General features: G+C 74.7%; 19 protein-coding genes. 13 read left to right on the plus strand and 6 right to left on the minus strand.

What is annotated here, in order from left to right; translation table 11 throughout:
* The first annotated feature begins 296 nt into the window (after positions 1–296).
* The 9 genes from NHG27_RS10680 (at position 297) to NHG27_RS10720 (ending at position 8,396) form a co-directional block, all read left to right on the plus strand.
* A complete protein-coding gene (locus NHG27_RS10680; protein WP_497016286.1) occupies positions 297–1,535 on the plus strand; it encodes an ROK family transcriptional regulator in 1,239 nt (412 codons plus the stop codon).
* A complete protein-coding gene (locus tag NHG27_RS10685) occupies positions 1,519–2,520 on the plus strand; it encodes a polysaccharide deacetylase family protein (protein ID WP_497016287.1) in 1,002 nt (333 codons plus the stop codon). The genes NHG27_RS10680 and NHG27_RS10685 overlap by 17 nt, the downstream gene beginning before the upstream one ends.
* Positions 2,517–3,920, plus strand: coding sequence for an MFS transporter (locus tag NHG27_RS10690; RefSeq protein ID WP_497016288.1), 1,404 nt, complete (start codon positions 2,517–2,519; stop codon positions 3,918–3,920). The genes NHG27_RS10685 and NHG27_RS10690 overlap by 4 nt, the downstream gene beginning before the upstream one ends.
* A 138-nt stretch (positions 3,921–4,058) precedes the next feature.
* Positions 4,059–4,874 (plus strand): MBL fold metallo-hydrolase, encoded by an 816-nt coding sequence (locus NHG27_RS10695; RefSeq protein WP_497016289.1) that lies wholly within the window; start codon positions 4,059–4,061, stop codon positions 4,872–4,874.
* Positions 4,875–4,927: 53 nt separating this feature from the next.
* Entirely contained in the window at positions 4,928–5,728 is an 801-nt protein-coding gene (locus NHG27_RS10700) for a class I SAM-dependent methyltransferase (protein ID WP_193719432.1), read from the plus strand.
* A gap of 136 nt (positions 5,729–5,864) precedes the next feature.
* Positions 5,865–6,503, plus strand: a complete 639-nt coding sequence (locus NHG27_RS10705) for an SRPBCC family protein (protein WP_497016290.1) — start codon at positions 5,865–5,867, stop codon at positions 6,501–6,503.
* Positions 6,504–6,613: 110 nt separating this feature from the next.
* Positions 6,614–7,051 carry an alternative ribosome rescue aminoacyl-tRNA hydrolase ArfB gene (gene arfB / locus NHG27_RS10710; protein ID WP_497016291.1) on the plus strand — a complete coding sequence of 146 codons (438 nt, stop codon included), beginning with the start codon at positions 6,614–6,616 and terminating at the stop codon, positions 7,049–7,051.
* A 111-nt stretch (positions 7,052–7,162) separates the two neighbouring features.
* On the plus strand, positions 7,163–8,113 hold the full coding sequence (locus NHG27_RS10715) for a quinone oxidoreductase family protein (RefSeq protein ID WP_193719429.1): 951 nt from the start codon (positions 7,163–7,165) through the stop codon (positions 8,111–8,113).
* 103 nt (positions 8,114–8,216) lie between these two features.
* Positions 8,217–8,396, plus strand: a complete 180-nt coding sequence (locus NHG27_RS10720) for a hypothetical protein (protein ID WP_193719428.1) — start codon at positions 8,217–8,219, stop codon at positions 8,394–8,396.
* 105 nt (positions 8,397–8,501) lie between these two features.
* Here the strand turns inward: NHG27_RS10720 and NHG27_RS10725 are convergent, their stop codons facing one another.
* Positions 8,502–9,482, minus strand: coding sequence for a pentapeptide repeat-containing protein (locus NHG27_RS10725; protein WP_497016292.1), 981 nt, complete (start codon positions 9,480–9,482; stop codon positions 8,502–8,504).
* Between the two features lie 401 nt (positions 9,483–9,883).
* On the opposite strand from NHG27_RS10725, the gene NHG27_RS10730 reads away from it, so the two are divergent.
* On the plus strand, positions 9,884–10,330 hold the full coding sequence (locus NHG27_RS10730) for a hypothetical protein (protein WP_193719426.1): 447 nt from the start codon (positions 9,884–9,886) through the stop codon (positions 10,328–10,330).
* Between the two features lie 121 nt (positions 10,331–10,451).
* Positions 10,452–11,249: an Lsr2 family DNA-binding protein gene (locus NHG27_RS10735; RefSeq protein WP_497016293.1), complete on the plus strand. Its 798-nt coding sequence runs from the start codon at positions 10,452–10,454 to the stop codon at positions 11,247–11,249.
* Positions 11,250–11,313: 64 nt separating this feature from the next.
* On the opposite strand, the gene NHG27_RS10740 is transcribed toward NHG27_RS10735, so the two are convergent.
* The 3 genes from NHG27_RS10740 to NHG27_RS10750 all read right to left on the minus strand — a co-directional run bounded on the left by NHG27_RS10740 (position 11,314) and on the right by NHG27_RS10750 (position 15,102).
* The gene (locus NHG27_RS10740; protein ID WP_497016294.1) at positions 11,314–12,921 is read right to left on the minus strand and encodes a PP2C family protein-serine/threonine phosphatase; all 1,608 of its coding nucleotides are present in this window, start codon (positions 12,919–12,921) and stop codon (positions 11,314–11,316) included.
* Between the two features lie 73 nt (positions 12,922–12,994).
* Positions 12,995–13,648 carry a response regulator transcription factor gene (locus NHG27_RS10745; protein ID WP_193719423.1) on the minus strand — a complete coding sequence of 218 codons (654 nt, stop codon included), beginning with the start codon at positions 13,646–13,648 and terminating at the stop codon, positions 12,995–12,997.
* Positions 13,645–15,102 (minus strand): sensor histidine kinase, encoded by a 1,458-nt coding sequence (locus tag NHG27_RS10750; RefSeq protein WP_497016295.1) that lies wholly within the window; start codon positions 15,100–15,102, stop codon positions 13,645–13,647. The genes NHG27_RS10745 and NHG27_RS10750 overlap by 4 nt, the downstream gene beginning before the upstream one ends.
* Before the next feature lie 145 nt (positions 15,103–15,247).
* Between NHG27_RS10750 and NHG27_RS10755 the strand changes: the two genes are divergently transcribed.
* Positions 15,248–16,291: a CPBP family intramembrane glutamic endopeptidase gene (locus tag NHG27_RS10755; protein ID WP_497016296.1), complete on the plus strand. Its 1,044-nt coding sequence runs from the start codon at positions 15,248–15,250 to the stop codon at positions 16,289–16,291.
* A 141-nt stretch (positions 16,292–16,432) separates the two neighbouring features.
* Here NHG27_RS10755 and NHG27_RS10760 read toward each other — a convergent pair whose 3' ends face one another.
* Both NHG27_RS10760 and NHG27_RS10765 read right to left on the minus strand, forming a co-directional pair.
* Complete coding sequence (locus tag NHG27_RS10760; protein WP_193719420.1) at positions 16,433–17,437, minus strand: NADP-dependent oxidoreductase; 1,005 nt, start codon at positions 17,435–17,437, stop codon at positions 16,433–16,435.
* Positions 17,438–17,564: 127 nt separating this feature from the next.
* A complete protein-coding gene (locus tag NHG27_RS10765) occupies positions 17,565–17,951 on the minus strand; it encodes a DUF1304 domain-containing protein (RefSeq protein WP_497016297.1) in 387 nt (128 codons plus the stop codon).
* A gap of 135 nt (positions 17,952–18,086) precedes the next feature.
* On the opposite strand from NHG27_RS10765, the gene NHG27_RS10770 reads away from it, so the two are divergent.
* The gene (locus tag NHG27_RS10770; protein ID WP_497016298.1) at positions 18,087–18,698 is read left to right on the plus strand and encodes a TetR/AcrR family transcriptional regulator; all 612 of its coding nucleotides are present in this window, start codon (positions 18,087–18,089) and stop codon (positions 18,696–18,698) included.
* The last annotated feature ends 17 nt before the right edge of the window (positions 18,699–18,715 follow it).

Raw genomic sequence — 18,715 nt, forward strand, 5'->3', positions numbered from 1 at the left:
CGCCCCCCGGCAGGGCCGCCACCACCGAGGCTAGGGCTCCCGGGGGGTGGCGGACCATGGGGTGTTCCCCCCATCTGTGCCTCGGGGTCGACCCTGAGAAGGCGCCCCGGCCGGGGCGGGTCGGGCGCCTCGCCCGGGCGGCGCCCGCCCGGGCTGCACCCGCCCGGGCGACGCCGCGAGGTGTGACCCGCGCGCCCGCGCGCAGCGAAACGTCGCCGGGGTACCCTCGCCCGGGTAGGAAGGTTCCCGACCTACCCATGTGCCAGGAGAACGACCGTCGACGGAGACCGGTAGACATGCTTCTTGCAGGAGATCAGCGACTGCTCCGGGAGATCAACGCCCGCGCCGTCCTCGAGGCGCTCGACGCCCACGACACCCTCGGCAGACCGGAGATCGTCGCGGCGACGGGCCTGTCCCGAGCCACCGTGGCCCAGTCCCTGCGCACGTTCGTCGAGCAGGGGGTCGTGGAGGAGGCGGGGCTCGACCACGAGCGCCGCGGGCCCGCTGCCACGCTGTACCGCGTCGACCCGGCGCACGGGTACGCGCTCGCGGTCGACATCGGCCACGTGCGGGTGCGGGTGGCGCTCATCGACCTCGTGGGTCGGGTCCGCGCCCGCGCCGAGCAGCAGCTGCCCGTGAAGGACCCCGAGGCCCGCGCGAGGGTCGTCGGAGAGCTCGCCGCGCACTGCGTCGCGGCCGTGAGCCAGGACCCGGGGGCCGGCGTCGTCTCGATCCGGTGCGCGGTCGTCGGGCTCCCGGCGATCGTGGCCGTCGACCACGCCACGGTGCGGCACGTGCCCGGGCACGAGAAGGGCGGGACGGCGCTGCACGACGCCCTGGAGGACAGCCTGGGCTGCCCGGTCCTGCTGGAGAACGACGTCAACCTCGCGGCGATCGCCGAGCAGCGCTCGGGCGTGGGGCAGGGGCTGGACTCGTTCGTCCTGCTGCGCCTGGGCATCGGGCTCGGTGCGGGCATCATGACGGGTGGCAGGTTGTACCGCGGCGCGTCGGGCGGGGCGGGCGAGGTCGGGTTCCTCCCGCAGCCCGGTCGTGCGCTCGGGGCGGAGAGCATCGGTGCGGCCTCGCTCGCGTCGTCGGCGGCGGACGCCGGTCTGCCCGCGGACCTGGAGCCGCACGAGATCCTGGACCGGGCCGAGGAGGGTGACGAGCGCGCGCTCGCCGTCGTGGACGAGCTCGCCGGGCGGCTCTCGGTGCTGATCGCCTCGATCGTCCTCCTGCTCGAACCGCAGAAGGTCGTCCTGGCGGGGGTCGCCTCCGAGGAGCCCGTCCTGCGGCGCGTGAGGACCTACCTCGCCGAGCGCGTCGGGATCCTCCCGATCGTGGTCGAGCCGAGCGGCGTCGCGGCCGACGCCGTGCTGTTCGGCGCGGTGGCCCTGGCCAGGGACAGGCTGCGCGACGAGGCGTTCGCGGCCGCGGTCCGGCATGCGGCCGAGTCGCCGGACCCGCCCGACGACGGCACGTCCGCGGGCCAGGACGTCACCTCGCTGGAGGCCGACGATGCGCGCACCCTCTGACCTCGTCACCCGGCTCGGCCTCCCGCCCGGAGCCAGGGCGCTCATCCTCAACGCGGACGACCTCGGCATGTGCCGGGCCGCGAACAGGGCGATCACCGAGCTCCTCGACGCGGGCCACCTCGACTCGGCGACCCTCATGGTGCCGTGCCCGTGGGCGCCCGAGGCCCTCGCGTTCGCGGCCGCCCGGACCGACCTCGACCTGGGGGTCCACCTGGTCCTCACGAGCGAGTGGAACGGGTACCGGTGGCGCCCGCTCACGGGCGTCGCGACGACGCTGGTCGACGCGTCGGGGTACTTCCCGGCGGACTGCCGCAGCGTCGAGCTCCAGGCCGACGACGGGGACGTGGCGGCAGAGCTCGCGGCGCAGCTCGACGCGGCCCTGCGCGCGGGCATGGACGTCACGCACCTCGACAACCACATGGGGTCGGTCTACGGCCTCGAGACCGGCCGCACGTTCCTGCCGCAGGTCTTCGAGCTCGCCGCCCGGCACGGGCTGCCGTTCCGGCTGCCGCGCACGGTCGCCGGGACGGGGCTCCCGGACACCTTCCGGTCGGTGCTGGACCAGGCCACGGCAGCGGCGGACGCCGCCGGGGTCGTGATCCTCGACCACCTCGTGACCCACCCGTTCGAGCTGCTGGGCGAGGGCACCGCCGAGGAGGAGGACTACGACTCGGTCAAGAAGGGGTTCCTCGACCTGCTGCGCGCGACCGGGCCCGGGGTCACCGAGGTCTTCCTGCACCCCATGCTCGACGACGCCGAGCTCGCGGACGTCGCGCACTTCGCGACCCGCAAGCGGGGCATCGAGCATCGGCTGCTGGCCGACCCGGACGTCGCCGCGACCCTCGCGGAGGAGGGGATCGTGCGCATCGGCTGGCGCGACCTGCGCGACGTGCAGCGTGGTCTCCCCGCCCGGGGCACGGGCTCGACCCCCGTTCCCGGCGACCCGGCCACCCGGTCGGGCGACGCCGTCGGGCACGGGCGGTGAGCGCCCTCGCGGGCCTGCGGGACCGCCGCCTGACGGGCGTGCCCTCGCGCGCCCGGACCCTTGCGTACGGCGCCTCGGCGTTCCCCGCGAACCTCATGGCCCAGACGTTCTCGGCGTTCGTCGTGTTCTTCTACGTCGACCACCTGCGGGTCCCCGCGGGCTGGGTCGCGGGCGCCATGGTCGCGCACGGCATCCTCAACGCGGTCCTGAACCCGCTCGTGGGCGCCGCCTCCGACCGTCACAGGACCCGGTGGGGCAGGCGGGTCCCGTGGATCGGGCTGGGGTTCGTGCCGCTCGTCGCCGCGTTCTCGCTCGTGTGGATGCCGCCCGACGTGAGCCCCACGGGGCTGCTCGTCTGGTTCCTCGTCGTGGTCGCGGTCTACGACGTCGCGTACGTCGCGGTCGTGCTCAACACCTCGGCCCTGTTCCCGGAGATCTTCCGCACGACGGCGGAGCGCGCGCGGGGCAACACGCCGCGCCAGATCTTCGGCCTGGTCGGGATGATCCTGGGGACCGCGGCCGCGCCGCTGCTCTACGGGTCGCCGCTCGGGTGGGTCGGCATGGGCCTCGTGCTGGGCGTGCTGTGCCTCGCGTTCTACCTGTGGTCGCTCGCCGGGATGGTCGAGCGTCCGGTCGACGAGGTGGCGGTCGCCGCCCGTGAGGCCGCGCTGCCGCTGCGCGAGCAGCTCCGGTACACGTTCGCGAACAGGGCGTTCGTGACGTACGTCCTGGGGTCCCTGCTGCTGCAGTCGACGACCGCGCTCCTGCTCGCGTCCGTGCCGTTCTACGTGCGCTACGTGCTGGGCGGCGCCGAGGCCGACGCGACGCTCGTGCTCGCACCCATCTTCGTCGTCGCGATCCCCGCGATCGTCGGGTGGTCGTGGGTCGTGCGCCGGGTGGGCCCGCGCCGGGCGCTGCTGTGGTCGGTCGCGGCGTACGGCGTGGCCGTGGGCCTGTTCCTGGTGCCCGGGACCGTCGAGGGGGCGATGGTCGTCGCGGGCCTCGTGGGCATCGGGGTCGCGGGCATGATGCAGCTCCTCGAGGTCGCGCTCGGTCAGGTGATCGACGACGACGAGCGGCGCACCGGGCTGCGCCGCGAGGGCATGTACTTCGGGGTCAACGGCTTCGTGGTGCGCGGGTCGGTGATCGTGCAGGCGGTCGTGATCGCGGTGGTCCTCGGGGCGACCGGGTACGACCCGGACCTGTCCGTCGCCGCCCAGCCGGAGGCCGTGGCGACCGGGATCCGGGTCCTCATGGGCGGTGTCCCGCTCGTGGTGGCCGGGCTCGCGTGGCTCTGCTTCTGGGGGTACCCGCTGCGCGGTCTGGACGTGCCGTCGGCCGGTGCGGGGGGCGAGGCCGGGGACGACGAGCCGCAGGACGTCGAGCTGCTCAGCCGCTGACCCGGTCGTCGGGGGCCGGCGTGGTCGCCGCGCCGGGCCTGACCGCTCGGTGCGGCGCCGGGCGTGCCAGAGTGGGCGTGACCCATGGACCACGCCGACCTGAGACGGCGCGGCCCGACGACGGAGAGGACGACCCCGATGACGTGGTGGATCTGCCGGACGTGCGCCGTGGAGCACGCCGAACGGCCCGAGGTGTGCGCGATCTGCGCCGACGAGCGCCAGTGGGTGCCTGCAGACGGCCAGGCCTGGACGACGCTCGACGAGCTCTCGGCCGAGGGGCACGAGGTCTCGGTGACCGAGCTCGAACCTGACCTCTTCGCGCTGGCCGGCCACCCGGGGGTGGGGATCGGGCAGGAGTCCAAGGTGGTGCGGACCCCGGCCGGGATGCTGCTGTGGGACCCGGTGGGCTACCTCGACGACGAGGCCGTGCGACGGGTCCGCGCGCTGGGCGAGGTCGTGGCGGTCGTCGCGAGCCACCCGCACATGTTCGGCGTCCAGGTCGAGTGGAGCAGGGCCCTGGGCGGCGTGCCGGTCCTCGTCGCGGAGGCCGACGCCGGGTGGGTGGCCCGCCCGGACCCCGTGATCGAGACCTGGTCGGGGGACCGTGAGATCCTGCCGGGCGTGACGCTGACCCAGCCGGGCGGTCACTTCCCGGGCAGCGCCGTCGTCCACTGGGCCGCGGGAGCCGAGGGGCGCGGGGTCCTGCTGAGCGGGGACACGATCTTCGCGAACCCGGACCGCACCTCGGTGAGCTTCCTGCGCAGCTATCCCAACCGGATCCCGTTGTCGGGGGCGGTCGTGGACCGGGTCGCGACCCACGTCGAGCGCTTCGCGTTCGACCGGCTGTACAACAACTTCGAGGGCGTGATCCCCGTGGACGCGCGGGCGGTCGTGCGGCGCTCGGCCGACCGGCACGCGGCCTGGGTGCGGGGGGACTTCGACCACCTGACGTGAGGGGTCGGCCGCGCGCCGTGGACACCCCGTCCCGACCCCGACAGGATGACCGTGTGAGCATCGAACCCGCGCTGGACCCCGAGATCCTGGACTTCTACACCGACCACTATCGCGAGGACGCACGCCTGCACGGGTCCGCGCAGGGGCGCCTCGAGCTGCTGCGCACGCGCGAGCTGCTGGGCCGGTTCCTCCCGTCGCCACCGGGCCGGGTCGTGGACGTCGGCGGTGCGACCGGGGTGCACGCGGCGTGGCTCGTCGGGGCGGGGTTCGACGTCGACCTGCTCGACCCGGTGCCGTCGCACGTCGCGCAGGCCGCGGAGGTCCCCGGCGTGCGGGCGCGTGTCGGGGATGCCCGTGACCTGCCGTTCGAGGACGCGGTGGCCGACGTCGTGCTGCTGCTCGGCCCGCTCTACCACCTCACGGTCGGTGCGGACCGGCTGCTCGCCCTGCGAGAGGCCGCCCGCGTGGTGCGCCCGGGCGGTGTCGTGGTCGTGGCGGGGATCAGCAGGTACGCGGGTCTCCTGGAGCGCGCGGCGATCGGTGGGATCACCGACGAGGTGGAGTCGTCGATCCGGCGGGCGATCGAGACCGGGGTGCACGACCCGCGCGCGGGCTTCACGACGGCGTACTTCCACCGTCCCGACGAGCTCGCGCAGGAGATGTCGGAGGCCGGGCTCGTGGAGGTCGCGGTCTTCGGGGTCGAGGGGCCGAGCACGCCGGCGCTCGACAACCTGCCGCTCGACCAGGCCGAGCCGCTGCTCGGCTCGGCGGTCCGTGCGGCACGCCTGGTCGAGTCGGACCCGGCGTTGATCGCGGCGAGTCCGCACTTCCTCGGGTTCGGCCGGGTCGGCTGAGCGCGCCTGGCGCCGAGCGGCCCGGTCAGCGAGCGACACCGCGACACGCTTGTGCAATCTCTCACAAGCGCGAGGTTTCGTGCGCGGAGATGAGACGATCGACACAGCCCCAGGTCCCACGTCGGAGGAGACTGCCATGAGACCGCTCGTCACGAGGACCGCCGTCGCAGCGGCCACGGTCGGGGCCCTGCTCCTGACCCGGCGCATGACCATGACCTGGGGGACACGGGACGACGAGCCCTCCGACGCCCTCGCGGGCGACGAGATCGTCCCGCACGCCGACGCCGTCGCGACCCGCGCCGTGACGATCGCCGCCCCGCCGCGCGAGGTGTGGCGCTGGGTCGTGCAGCTCGGCCAGGGCCGCGGCGGCTTCTACAGCTACGAGTGGCTCGAGAACCTCGTGGGCTGCGACATCGAGAACGCCGACCGCATCGAGCCGGCGTGGCAGCGGCTCGCCGTCGGCGACGACGTCCGCCTCCACCCCGACATGGCGCTGCGCGTCGCCGCGATCGTCCCCGAACGGCACGTCGTGCTGCGCGGCGCGGTCCCCGTCGGGGCGTCCGCGCCGCCGTACGACTTCTCGTGGTCGTTCGTGCTGCGCCCCGCCCCGGACGGCGCCACGCGCCTGCTCGTGCGCGAGCGCTACGGGTACACGCGCTGGTGGGCCGGCGCCGTCGTCGAGCCCGTCCAGCCCGTGAGCTTCCTGATGAGCGCCAGGATGCTGCGAGGGATCCGCGACCGCGCCGAGGGACGCGTGGGCGCGGCGGCCGCCTGAGGTGAGCGGCGCCGTCGGGCAGGACGACCCGGCCCGACGACGCCCCGCACGTCCCACGTCCTCGCTCGACGCGGGCGCGGCGCAGCCCGACGACCCGCGATGATGGTCAGGTGTCCACCGTCCCGCACAGCGGCCTCGCCGTGAGCCCCGCCCTGTCGATCCCCGAGGCCGAGCTCGCCTGGCGGTTCTCGCGCGCCTCGGGCCCGGGGGGCCAGGGCGTCAACACCACCGACTCGCGCGTCGAGCTCTCGTGGGACGTCGCCGCGTCGGCGGTCCTGAGCGACTCCCAGCGCGCACGCCTGCTCGAACGCCTCGACAAGCGCCTCGTCGGGGGCGTGCTGACCGTGACCGCGAGCGAGCACCGCGAGCAGCTCCGCAACCGGGCGGCCGCGCGGACGCGGCTCGCAGCCCTGGTCGCCGAGGGGCTCGCCCCGCCCGCACGGAAGCGGCGCGCGACCCGCCCCACGCGCGGCTCCCAGGAGCGTCGTCTCGCCGCGAAGAAGCAGCGGACCACGACCAAGCAGATGCGTCGCCGCCCCACGGACTGACCCGTGCCGCCCGGGTGCCGACCCTGCGGAGGGGTGCGAGCATCGAGGGGGCGCCCACGTCGGGACCGGGGGACCGGGGGCGGGACGCCCGCCCGACAAGGAGGAACCGCCGTGCACGCCGCCCTCGTCACGTCGTTCGACCGCCCGCCCCGCTGGACCGAGGTGCCCGACCCCGAGCCGGGGCCCGGCGAGGTGCTCGTGCACGTGCTGGCCGCGGGCCTGCACCCACGCGTCCGCTCGGGGGCCGCGGGCACGCACTACACGAGCGACGGCGTGCTGCCGCTCGTGCCCGGGTTCGACGGCGTGGGTCGCACCGAGGACGGGCGGCGCGTGTTCTTCGCGGGGCTCGAGGCGCCCCGCGGCAGCATGGCCGACCTCGTCGCGGTGCCCGCAGACGACCTCGTGGACCTGCCCGAGGGGCTCGACGACGTGACCGTCGCGGCCGTCATGAACCCCGCGATGTCGGCCTGGCTCGCGCTGCGCCACCGGGCCGGCCTGCGCCCGGGCGAGGCCGTCCTGGTCCTGGGCGCGACGGGCAACGCGGGCCGCCTCGCCGTCCAGCTCGCGCGCCACCTGGGGGCGGGCCGCGTCGTGGGGGCCGGGCGCGACCCCGCCTCGCTCGCGGTGGTCCGTCGCCTCGGGGCCGACGCCGTCGTCCCGCTCACGGCCGACGACGCCGCCGAACGGCTCGCACGTGAGGCCGCGGACGTCGACGTCGTCGTCGACTACGTGTGGGGAGCGCCGACCGAGGGGGCGCTCGCGGCCGTGACGGGCGCCCGCAGCGACCCCGCGCACCTGCTGCGCTGGGTGCACGTCGGGGCCACGGCCGGTCCCACGATCACCCTGCCCGCGGCGACGCTCCGCAAGACGAACGTGCAGGTCAGCGGGAGCGGCCAGGGCTCCGTCTCGCCCGTGGCGATGGTGTCTGCGCTGCGTGAGCTCGCGGCCGCGCTGCCGCAGGTCCGGCCGCAGGTCGACGTCGTCACGACCCCCCTGCGCGAGGTCGAGGCGGCGTGGGGCGCGACGACCGCGTCGGGCACCCGGATCGTGCTGGTTCCGTGAGCGCTTCACCCGCTCGCGGGTGAGCAGCGAGGCCCCCGGCCGGGGCAGGATGGGGCGCAGCCCCGTGACGACCGGTCCCGGGAACCGACGGAAGGACGAGGACATGAGCGAGCAGAAGGGTGGCCTGGGTGGCCTGGGCGGGTTCGTCGAGAAGGCCAAGGAGGCCCTGACGGACGAGCGCATCGACCAGGTCGCGGACCTGGTCAAGGGCCGCACGTCGGACTCGGTCGACAAGCACGTCGACACCGTGGCCGAGCAGGCCAAGAAGCTCAACGACAGGTGAGCAGCGCAGGGGTGGCCCCGTCGGGGCCGCCCCTGCGTCGTCGGGCCGGGGGCGCCGTCCGCCGGCGCGTGCCGGTGCGTGCCGGCCCGGGCCCGACGACGTCGCTCACCGCCGGGGACGTCTCTCCCCGCGCGGTGGCACGGCTCGGGGCGCACGGCCACGGGGCCCGGGGGGTGCGTCGCCCCAGTGCCCGGGGTGCTCGAGCCCTGCGGGCAGGAGCGTCGCGGAGTCGCCCCGGGCCGCGTCGATCTGGGTCTGCGTGAGGAACAGCGCGTCGGTGAGGTCGGCGCCGCGCAGGTCGGTGCCGCGGAGGTCGGCTCCCACGAGGTCGGCTCCGCGCAGGTCGGCCCCGTGGAGGTCGGCGCCGACGAGCAGCGCTCCGCGCAGGCTCGCTCCCCGCAGGTCCGCGCCGGCCAGGCGTCGGCCCACGAGGTCAGCCCCCCGGTGCTCGGCGCGCCGTCCCCGCGGCTGGTGCGCCGACCGTGCGCGGGCGCCCTCGCTGGCGCGGAGCAGCAGCGGGTTGACGCTGCCCCGGAGCGCGTCGAGGTCCAGTGCGAGCAGGTCGTCCGGTGCGCCGAGGGAGAGGCGCTCGACGCGGTCGACCGCGTCCCGCAGGTCCGAGGTCAGCGCCGGGTCGTGGCTGCCGAGCTCGTCGGTGCGGTCGGTGCGGTCGGTGCGGTCGTGGGCGCCGTGGCGCTCGGTCAGGGCCACGGCCTCGGTCAGGTACCAGAGCAGCTCGTGCACGTGACGCAGCACGGGCAGCAGCGCGAACATCGACGCCCGCACCTCGGGGTGCTCTCGCCAGTCCTGCCCCGCGAACGCGGACCGGGAGATCTTCTGCCCGGCGCCGAAGCAGTCGTAGACCGTGCAGCCCACGAACCCGCGGTCCCGCAGGTCCGGGTGGATGCCGCACCGGTGGTCGGGCCGCAGGTTGCGGCAGGGCTCGCCCGCGTCCTTGTCGATGGGGAAGTCGGCCGAGCGCGTGAACGCCAACGCCACGCAGCACAGCCCGAAGCAGCTCGCGCACTCGGCGTGCAGGCCCAGGCGGGCACGCTCCGCGGCGGGGCTGGAGGACGACGGGGGCATGGGACTCCTGGCGGACGGTGGGGCGGCTGGTCTCCAGTACACCGCGCCCCCGGTACGGAGTCGAGCGAGTTCCACGACCCGGCGGCGGCCGCCGACGCGGGGGGCTGGGGCGGGGGCCGGGGCGGCAGGGTCTCGACGTCCCCGGCCGATGTCCGGTTGCCGACCTGCGGGGGACGCGGGTACCCCGTGCTGCCGACCCTGCGGAGGAGGACCTCGTCCGTCCGGTCGATGTGCGGTCGTGGTCGCGTGCCTACGGTGGGAGCGACGCACAGCGGCCCGCCCTGCCTTCCCGGGGCGCCGCGGTGCGTCCACGGCGTCGCACCCGGCGCCCGTCCCGTCGGCCTCGCGCACCCCGCTTCGGCCGCAGTCCCCCGGAGCGTGAAGTGCAGAGCAAGGGTGAAGTGCCGAGCAAGGTCGGTCCCGTCCTCGTCGTCATCGGCTCGATCCTGGGCATCGCACTGCTCGTGGCGAGCCTCCTGGTGCTGCGCACCGCCATGATGCAGCGCCCGGTCGACTCGTACTTCCTCGGGTACGAGGCCACCTCGGCGGCCGGCATCGAGTCGGTCTCGTGGACACAGGCGCCCGCAGGGGACCGCACCGGGACGTCGGTCGAGGAGAGCGCGTCGGGCGCCGTCGGGTCTCCCTACACGACCGAGGCGGTCGTCGCCGCGGGGCAGCCGGCGCGCATCGAGGTCGAGCCCGTCGGGGACGGCGTCGCGTCGTGCCGGATCGTCAAGGACCGCGGGCGGACGAACGAGGCGGTCCTCGCGGAGGCGACCTCGGCGGGGCCGGGGGAGACCGCGACGTGCGCCGTCACGATGCCCACCGGTGCGACGTTCGAGAGGTGACCTGACCGGCGTCCGCCCGCCGGTGGCGGCACGGGCGCTCGACGGGTCGATGTCCGATCTGTGAAAGAGTTGCCCGTGCGCGCATCGGCCGGTGCGGCGCAACGTTCGCGGAGAGGTCGTCATGGGTTTGCTGAGCTGGTTCAAGGGTCGTCGGAAGAAGGCGGAGGTCGCGCCGGTGGTGAGCGTCACGTCACTGTTCGACGGCGCCCAGAAGGCCACCCCCGACACCGCGCCGGCCGAGGCTGCCGCGTCGTCCGCCCCCGCTGCGGCCGCCGTGGCCGAGCCGGCGTCGACGCCTGTCGCGATCGCCGTCCTGGAGCCGGAGACGGCTCCGGAGGCCGAGCCCGTCGTCGAGCCGGAGGCTGCGGCTGAGCCCGTGGTCGAGACGCCCGAGGCCGTCGTCGAGCCCGTCGTCGAGCCCGTCGTCGAGCCGGAGGCTGCGGCTGAGCCCGTCGAGCCCGAGCCCGAGCCCGTGGTCGAGGTCGTCGAGGTCGTCGAGACGGCGACCGTGGTCGAGACGCCCGAGGCCGTCGTGGTCGAGGAGACCGTCGAGGTCGCGGAGGTCGTCGCCGAGGCCGCCGAGCCGTCCGTGGTCACCGAGCCGTCCGTGGTCGCCGAGCAGGACGCCGCGGAGGTGGAGGTCGTCGAGACCGGCGCCGTCACGGTCGAGGTCGTCGAGGCCGTCGTGATCGAGGAGGCACCGGTGGCCGAGGCCGAGCCCGTCGTCGCCGAGGCCGACGCCGTGCCCGCCACCGATGCGGTGCCCGCCGCCGAGGCACCCAAGGCCACCGGCTACCTCCTGCCGGGCGAGACCACGGCCGCCATCCGCACCTGGGCGCTGGAGAACGGCCACACGGTCAGCCTCAAGGGCCGCCTGCCCAAGGCTGTCCTGGAGGCCTACCGCGCCGCGAACGCCTGACCGGCGCGATCTGCGTGCACGACGCCGGGCTGCCCTGAGCAGCCCGGCGCGTGGCGGGGTGCGGTCAGGGCACCTCGTACATCAGGAGGGCGACGTCGTCGCGCGCGCCGCCCGCGAGGAGCTCGGCGAGCAGGGCGTCGGGGAGGTCGGCGGCCGGGCGCTCCTCGCGGATCGCGAGGGCCGCGTCGGCGAGTCGCCGCAGCCCCTCGGACAGGTGCTCCTCGCGCCGCTCGACGAGGCCGTCCGTGTACAGGATGACCGCGTCGCCGCTCGCGAGGGACGCCGTGGCCTCCTCGCGGGGGCGGTTGCTGAGCGCGAGGGGCGTGCCCCGGCCGTCGTTCAGCCAGCACGTGTCGGCCTTGTTGACGACGAGGGGCGGCAGGTGCCCGGCCGCCGAGTAGGTCAGGGTGCGGGCGTTCTCGTCGACGATCGCGCACAGCACGGTCGCGAGCTCGGCTCCGGGCAGCGTCCGGGCGAAGCGGTCGAGGCCCTCGAGCGTGGCCGCGGGACCCAGGTTCTCCAGGAGCAGGGCACGGCTCGCGCTGCGGAGCTGGCCCATGACTGCCGCGGCCCGCAGCCCCTTGCCCACGCAGTCGCCCACGACCAGGCCGAACCGTCCGCCGGACAGGTCCACCACGTCGTACCAGTCGCCGCCGATGAGGAGGTTGTCGTCGGCCGGGCGGTACCGCGTGTGCCAGCCGGGCGCCGTCGGGTCGTCGGGCAGCATCGCGTCCTGGAGCGCGTTCGCGACGTACCGCAGCTCGTTGACCTGCCGGAGCTGCGCCAGGGTGCTGCTCAGCGCGGTGCCCACCGAGGACGCCACGAGCTGGAGGAACGAGCGCTGGGCGTCGTCGTCGGGGCGGTGGGGGTTGCCCTCGAGGACGATCACGCCTGCGGCGGCGCGGTCGCGGCTGGCTGCGAGCGGGGCGACGAGCGCGGGGCCGACCTGCTCGAGCCGCCGCTCGTCGGCGACCTCGCGCAGGATCTGCGACGGCACGGACTCGTCGTGGCGTTCGTGGGTCGAGGCGAAGGCCACGAGGCCGTCCGCGGTCTCGAGGTAGAGGTCTGCGCGCGTGACGTCGACGCTGCGGCCCAGCACGCCCACGGTCGCGGCCGCGAGCTCGTCGACGTCGCCCTGCAGGCGCTGGAGGGTCGCCGTGAGGGTGCCCAGGATCTGGAGGCGGCGGGAGTCCACCACGTGGTCGGTCGTCTCGGTCGCGACGTCCATGACGCCCCGGATCACGCCGTCGTCGTCGCGCAGCGGGCTGTAGGAGAACGTGAAGGCGGTCTCCTCGTCGAAGCCGGACCGGTTCATGATCAGGGGCTGGTCCTCCGACCAGGTCGCTTCGCCGGTCTCGAGGACCCAGGCGAACAGCGGCTCGATCTGGTCCCAGATCTCGGCCCACACGACGCTCGCGGGGGCCCCCATCGCGCCGACGTGCTTCTCCTGGCCGAGCATGGGCCGGTAGCCGTCGTTGTAGATCATGAGGAGCTCGGGGCCCCAGGCGATGAAGATGGGGAAACGCGTGCTGAAGCACAGGCGCACGGCGGCGCGCAGCGTCTTGGGCCAGGTCTCGGGGGAGCCGATCGAGGTGGCCGACCAGTCGATCGACCGGGCCAGCTCACCGCTCTCGGTGCCCTGGGTGGCCAGGTCGAACCAGTCGGAACTCACGACTCATGATAGGAGGTTTCCACAGGGGCTCGTGCATCCTGTGCACTGCACACCCGGCCTCGGGCTCTCGGGGTCACGCCCGTTCCGACAGGCCGACCAGGCCCGACTCGTACGCCGCGATCACGAGCTGCACCCGGTCCCGGCACGCGAGCTTGCGCAGCACCTCGGACACGTGCGACTTCACGGTCTGCTCGGTGATGAACAGCTCGGCCCCGATCTCGGCGTTCGACAACCCTCGGGCGACGGTGAGCAGCACCTCGCGCTCGCGGACGGTGAGGTTCTCGACCCCTGGTGCGACCTGGGGGCTGCGGCGCGCGAAGTCGCCCACGAGTCGGCGGGTCACGGTGGGCCCCAGGAGCATCGAGCCCTCCGCCACGAGCCGCACGCCCTCGACCAGGCGTGGTGCCGGGGTGTCCTTGAGGAGGAAGCCCGAGGCCCCGGCCTGGAGGGCGTCGAACACGTACTCGTCGAGGTCGAACGTCGTGAGGATGAGGACGTTCGTGCCGGGGTGGCGGGCGCTGATCTCGGCGGTCGCGGCGATCCCGTCCATGACGGGCATGCGGACGTCGACCACGGCGACGTCGGGCCGGTGGGCCGCGACGACGTCGAGCAGCTCGGCCCCGTTCCCCGCCGAGCCGACGACCTCGATGTCCTCGGCCGCGTCGAGGATCGCGGCGAAGCCGTAGCGCACCACGGGCTGGTCGTCGGCGACCACGACGCGGGTCATGCGTCGGTCCCGTCCGGGACGTCGAGGAGGTGGACGTCCAGGGGGTCGCCCGCGGAGTAGTGCAGGTGGGTCCCCGCGCGCTCGGGTGCTGGTGAAGGTACCGGCTCGGGCTCGCCGACGGGGAGCGTCAGCTCGACGACGAACGACCCGTCCTCCTCGCCCGCCGTGAGGGAGCCGCCGATCGACTCGACGCGCTCGCGCATCCCGAGCAGCCCGCGGCCGGGAGCCCCGGGCGAGGTGCGGGGGACCAGGGGGTTGGTCAGGCGCGCGGTGACGACCGGTCCCCGGACGTCCGCAGCGCCCCCGTCGGGCCCGTCCGGGTCGGACGGCTCGCCCGTGCCCGACGGCGCCGCGCCCGTCCCGAGCGTCAGCGTCACCGGCTGCCCGGGGGCGTGGCGACGCGCGTTGGTCAGCGACTCCTGGACCGCGCGGTAGAGCACGAGCCCCTGGGCTGCCGGCAGCACCGGCAGCTCCCCGACGACCGTCACGGACTGCCCGGCCGAGCGGGCCGCGTCCACGAGCGCCCCGATGTCGCCGGACCCAGGTTGCGGGGCCCGGTCGGCGCCCTCGGTGCGTTGCAGCACCGCGAGCACCTGGCGCAGCTCGCCCAGCGCGTGGCGCGCGTCGTCGGCGATGTCGGCCAGCACGGCCCTGGAGTCGTCGTCCATCGACGGGTGCACGTACGGCGCCGACTCCGCGCGGACGGCGACGAGCGAGATGTGGTGCGCGACGACGTCGTGCAGGTCGTGCGCGATCCTGGCCCGCTCGACCGCGACGGTCTCGACGCCGAGGGCGTGCTCGGAGGCGCGGTCGGCGGCGGCGGCGCGGACCCGCGCGCGGGCCCCCGCCCCGATCGCAGCACTGATCGACACCGCCGCGAGCGACATGACGGCGTAGATCACGAACGAGACGTCGCTCTCCCGGCCGGACGTCACCGGGCCGATCGGCAGCAGGGCGGGGATCTCGGAGGTGCAGTAGATCGCGATGACGCCGGTGCTCAGGGCGAGCGGAAGCAGGGTGCGGTACCACCGGTCGTGCGCCGCGACGACGGCGACGGCCAGGAGCGCGAGCCACCAGGCCCAGACGAACGTCCCGATCAGCGGGAGGAGGAGGAATGGCCAGGCGGCGAGGACGCAGGCCAGCCGGACGGACCGGCGCGCGACGAGGACCCCTGCGACGGCGCTGACGTTGCCGAGCGTGATGACGGGCAGCACGAGGCTCGGGTCGGCGATCATGTTGGTCCAGAGACCGACGTCGGAGGGGAGCTGGATCGGGGTCACGAGCATGAACAGCCCCACGAGCAGCGCGAGCACGCCGGGGAAGACCCAGGGCCGCCAGTCCGCACGCTCGCTCCCGGGACTGGCTCCGGTCTCCCGTGAGCGTCCGGGCTCGCCGTCGGTGGCGGAGGGTGGCGGCGGGGTGGTGGACCCGGGGGCCCGGGCGGCGGTGACCATGCCGACGATTCTTGCGGCTCCGACGTCCGGGGCGGCACCGGCGCGCGACGGACCGCCCCTCCTCCTTGCGGGGGAGGAGAGCACGCGACGCACCTGAGGCGGCGGGCCCTGGCGTGGCGCTCCGGCCCGACGGCAGGATGGGCCGATGCTCCCCGACGACGCGGATCCCACCACGCCCAGCGCGAGGACCCCTCGACCGACCGGCGCCGCGGCACCGGTGGCCGCACGTCCCACGCCGCGTGCGCCGGATCGACGAGAACCACCCACGCCCGCGCGTCGGGCCTCACCCGTCTCCACCGAGCCGCCGCTCCCGTACGCGCTCGCCCGCGCGGCGCTCGGCGCCGCTGTCATGGGGGTCGGGCTCGGTGCCTCGGTCGCGGTCGGCATCGCGGCGGCGGAGCTCTGGGGACTCGACGGGTTCGTCGCCCGCCTCGTCCCCGCGCTGCTCGTGACGGCGCTGGTCGTCCCGACGATCCTGTTCCTCCGCCGCCGGGTCGACGGCCGACCGCTGCACGGCATCGGGTTGGTCGGCCCGCTCACCGCGGTCCGGACGGCGGTGCTGGGGTGCGGCGTCGTCCTGGCTGCGGCCCTGGTCGTCCTGGGCGGAGCGACCGCAGCGGGCTGGGTGACCTGGCGTGCGGTCGAGGCCGGAGACCTGCTGCTCTTCCTCGGGACCAACGCGCTGATCGCGCTGCTCTACGAGGCCGTGCCGGAGGAGATCTCGCTCCGCGGGTACGTGCTCACGACGCTCCGGTCCCGGTATGCGCGGTGGGTCGCCATCCTGGTCACGACGGCCCTGTTCGTGGCGGCGGCCTCGGCGTCGGTCGTCGTCGGCGCCGGGCTCACGCGCCTGCTGGGCGTCGAGCCGTTCCCGTGGGGCGTCGTCCCGCCGGGGGAGGACCCGGTCTCGTACGCCATGCTGCTCGTGGTGTTCGGTCTCATGCTCGCCTACGCGCGCGAGGCGAGCCGGACCGGGAGCGTGTGGACGTGCGTCGGTGCGCACCTGGCCTTCCTCACGGTCAACCGGGTCGTGCTGTCGGCAGGCGGTACGGGGGTCGAGGTCGATCTGGCGAGCCCTGACGTCCTGCTGCTCGTCCCGCTCTACGTGGGGGTTGCGATCGTGGCTTTCGCGTTCCTGGGCGAGCGCACACCCCGTCCCAGCCCGCGAGAGGTTCCGCGATCTGCTTGACCGGCCCCTCCTCCCGGCCTGCGGTCCGGCCACGAGGAGGTCGCCGACCTCGTGCAGGAGTGCCACGAGGCCGCGCCCAGGACGCACTCGGTGGCGTTCTCGGCGCGGCCCGGGCCTGACCGGCGCGGCCGGTCGGAGACCTCAGACGCGCACGACCATCTTGCCGGTGTTCGCGCCGCGCATGAGGTCGAGGAACGCGTCGACCGAGCTCTCGATCCCGTCGACCACGGTCTCGTCGAACACGACCTCGCCCGCCTGGAGCCAGGCGCCCATGTCGCGCGAGAACGCGGGGAAGTGCTCGAGGTGGTTGCCGATCGTGAAGCCCTGGAGCATGAGGCTGCGGGTGACGATGTTGCCCATGTTCCGCGGACCCACCGCGGGCTCGGTCTCGTTGTACTGCGAGATCGCGCCGCACAGGGCCGCACGCCCGAAGTCGTTGAACGCGCCGAGCGCGGCCTCGAGGTGCTCGCCGCCGACGTTGTCGAAGTAGACGTCGATCCCGTCGGGGGCGGCGACGGCGAGCTGGTCGGCGACGGGCCCGTCCTTGTAGCTGAACGCGGCGTCGTAGCCGTAGCGCTCGGTCAGGAGCGCGACCTTCTCGGGGGTGCCTGCGGACCCGACGACGCGTCCGGCGCCCTTGAGGCGTGCGATCTGGCCGACGGCGGTGCCCACGGCGCCGGCCGCGCCGGAGACGAACACGGTGTCGCCCTCGCGCAGGCCGGCGATCTCGAGCAGCCCGACGTACGCGGTGAGCCCGGTCATGCCCAGGACGCCCAGGTAGGCGGACAGCGGGACGCCCGGGATCTCGGGGACGACGCGGAACGCGGCGGCGTCGTCCTGGGTCACGTCGCGCCACCCGAGCTGGTGGAGCACGACGTCGCCGACCGCGAAGCCCTCGGCGGTCGAGGCCTCGACGCGTCCGACGGCGCCGCCCGTCATGGTCTCGCCCAGGACGTAGGGCGGGGTGTAGGACTTCACGTCGTTCATGCGTCCGCGCATGTACGGGTCGACGGACACGAACTCGTTCCGGACGCGCACCTGGCCGGGCGCGAGGTCGGGGAGGTCGACCTGGACGGTGCGGAAGTCGTCGTGCGTGGGCCAGCCGGTGGGGCGGGCGACGAGCTGGATCTGGGTGGAGGTGGTCATGCGTGGGGTCCTTCGGTCGGTGGTTCGGGTGGGGCGTGCCCGACGGCGCAGCCGCCGGCGGGGGGCGGGTGCGGCGGGGCGCTGGGTCGGTCGGGTGGGGTGGTCGGTGGGTGCGGGCCGGCAGGTGTCAGGCCGTGAGCCCGATGACCAGGAGCACGATCGAGAGTGCGGGCGGGACGGCCTGGACGAGCGCGGCGCGGGCCTTGGCGGGCGACGAGACGATCAGGACGAGGCCTGCGAGCACCATGGATCCGGTCGCGCTCAGGACGAGCGCGGCGCCGACCCCGGTCTGGCCGCTCGCGGACAGCACGATCCCGATCGCGGTGATGATCGCGAGGAACAGGTTGTAGAAGCCCTGGTTGAACGCGAGCTCCTGGGTGGCGAGGGCCTCCTGCTCGGTGGTGCCGAACGTCGCACGGGTCCGGGGGGAGGTCCAGGACACGGACTCGAGCACGAAGATGTAGACGTGGATCAGCGCGGCGAGGCCGGCGAGGGCCAGTGCTGTGGTGGTCATGGGGTGTCCTTCGTGGTCGGGCGGTCGTGGTGCGCGCCGGGTCCCGGGACGCATTGTGTATCGTTCGGTCCACTACGACGGTACAGTTGTGTACCGGTCAGTGCAATACGAGAAGCGGAAGGTGAGGCGGTCCACATGGGCAGGGCCCCGTCGTACGACTCCACCACGGTCGTCCAGGCCGCGCGCGACGTGTTCTGGGACCAGGGGCTCGACGGCGCGTCGCTCCCGGACCTCGAGCGCGCCACCGGGCTGAACCGGTCGAGCCTCTACCACGCGTTCGGCTCCAAGCGCGGGCTGTTCGACGCCGCGGTCGAGGACTATCTCGGCACCGTGATCCGGCCCCGGCTGCGCCCCCTCGTCGAGGCCGCTCGTCGCACCCCGCCCGAGGCCGCGCAGGCCGTGGTGGCGTACTTCGAGCAGCTGGCCTCCGCCGTCGGGCAGGTGCCCGCCGACTCCCCGCGGCGCGGCTGCCTCCTCATGGGGTGCGCGACCGGCCCCGCCGGGCACGACGACGCGCTGCGTGCCGCGGTCGACGCCTACCGGGCCGAGCTCACCGACGCGCTCGTCGGCGCTCTGCGCGCCGCGGACCCGGCGCTCGCGGACGGGGTCGTCGAGCAGCGCGCGCGCCTGCTGCTCTCGCTGCAGCTCAGCGCGCTCGCGCTCGCCCGCGTCAACCAGGGCGAGTCGGTCGCGATGCTGCGCGCGGCACGCGACCAGGCGGCAGAGTGGGTTTCGCGCGACGCGTAGCGGTGCGGGGCGCAGAT

This window comes from Oerskovia sp. 140933 (assembly GCF_059651515.1).

Bases quoted from the DNA above. Each gene is read 5' to 3' on its own strand.
- NHG27_RS10755 (WP_497016296.1), top strand. From the start codon at position 15,248: ATGCTCCCCGACGACGCGGATCCCACCACGCCCAGCGCGAGGACCCCT.
- NHG27_RS10745 (WP_193719423.1), bottom strand. From the start codon at position 13,648: ATGACCCGCGTCGTGGTCGCCGACGACCAGCCCGTGGTGCGCTACGGC.
- NHG27_RS10685 (WP_497016287.1), top strand. From the start codon at position 1,519: ATGCGCGCACCCTCTGACCTCGTCACCCGGCTCGGCCTCCCGCCCGGA.
- NHG27_RS10725 (WP_497016292.1), bottom strand. From the start codon at position 9,482: ATGCCCCCGTCGTCCTCCAGCCCCGCCGCGGAGCGTGCCCGCCTGGGC.
- NHG27_RS10770 (WP_497016298.1), top strand. From the start codon at position 18,087: ATGGGCAGGGCCCCGTCGTACGACTCCACCACGGTCGTCCAGGCCGCG.
- NHG27_RS10695 (WP_497016289.1), top strand. From the start codon at position 4,059: ATGACGTGGTGGATCTGCCGGACGTGCGCCGTGGAGCACGCCGAACGG.
- NHG27_RS10765 (WP_497016297.1), bottom strand. From the start codon at position 17,951: ATGACCACCACAGCACTGGCCCTCGCCGGCCTCGCCGCGCTGATCCAC.
- NHG27_RS10750 (WP_497016295.1), bottom strand. From the start codon at position 15,102: ATGGTCACCGCCGCCCGGGCCCCCGGGTCCACCACCCCGCCGCCACCC.
- NHG27_RS10720 (WP_193719428.1), top strand. From the start codon at position 8,217: ATGAGCGAGCAGAAGGGTGGCCTGGGTGGCCTGGGCGGGTTCGTCGAG.
- NHG27_RS10735 (WP_497016293.1), top strand. From the start codon at position 10,452: ATGGGTTTGCTGAGCTGGTTCAAGGGTCGTCGGAAGAAGGCGGAGGTC.
- NHG27_RS10705 (WP_497016290.1), top strand. From the start codon at position 5,865: ATGAGACCGCTCGTCACGAGGACCGCCGTCGCAGCGGCCACGGTCGGG.
- NHG27_RS10760 (WP_193719420.1), bottom strand. From the start codon at position 17,437: ATGACCACCTCCACCCAGATCCAGCTCGTCGCCCGCCCCACCGGCTGG.
- NHG27_RS10680 (WP_497016286.1), top strand. From the start codon at position 297: ATGCTTCTTGCAGGAGATCAGCGACTGCTCCGGGAGATCAACGCCCGC.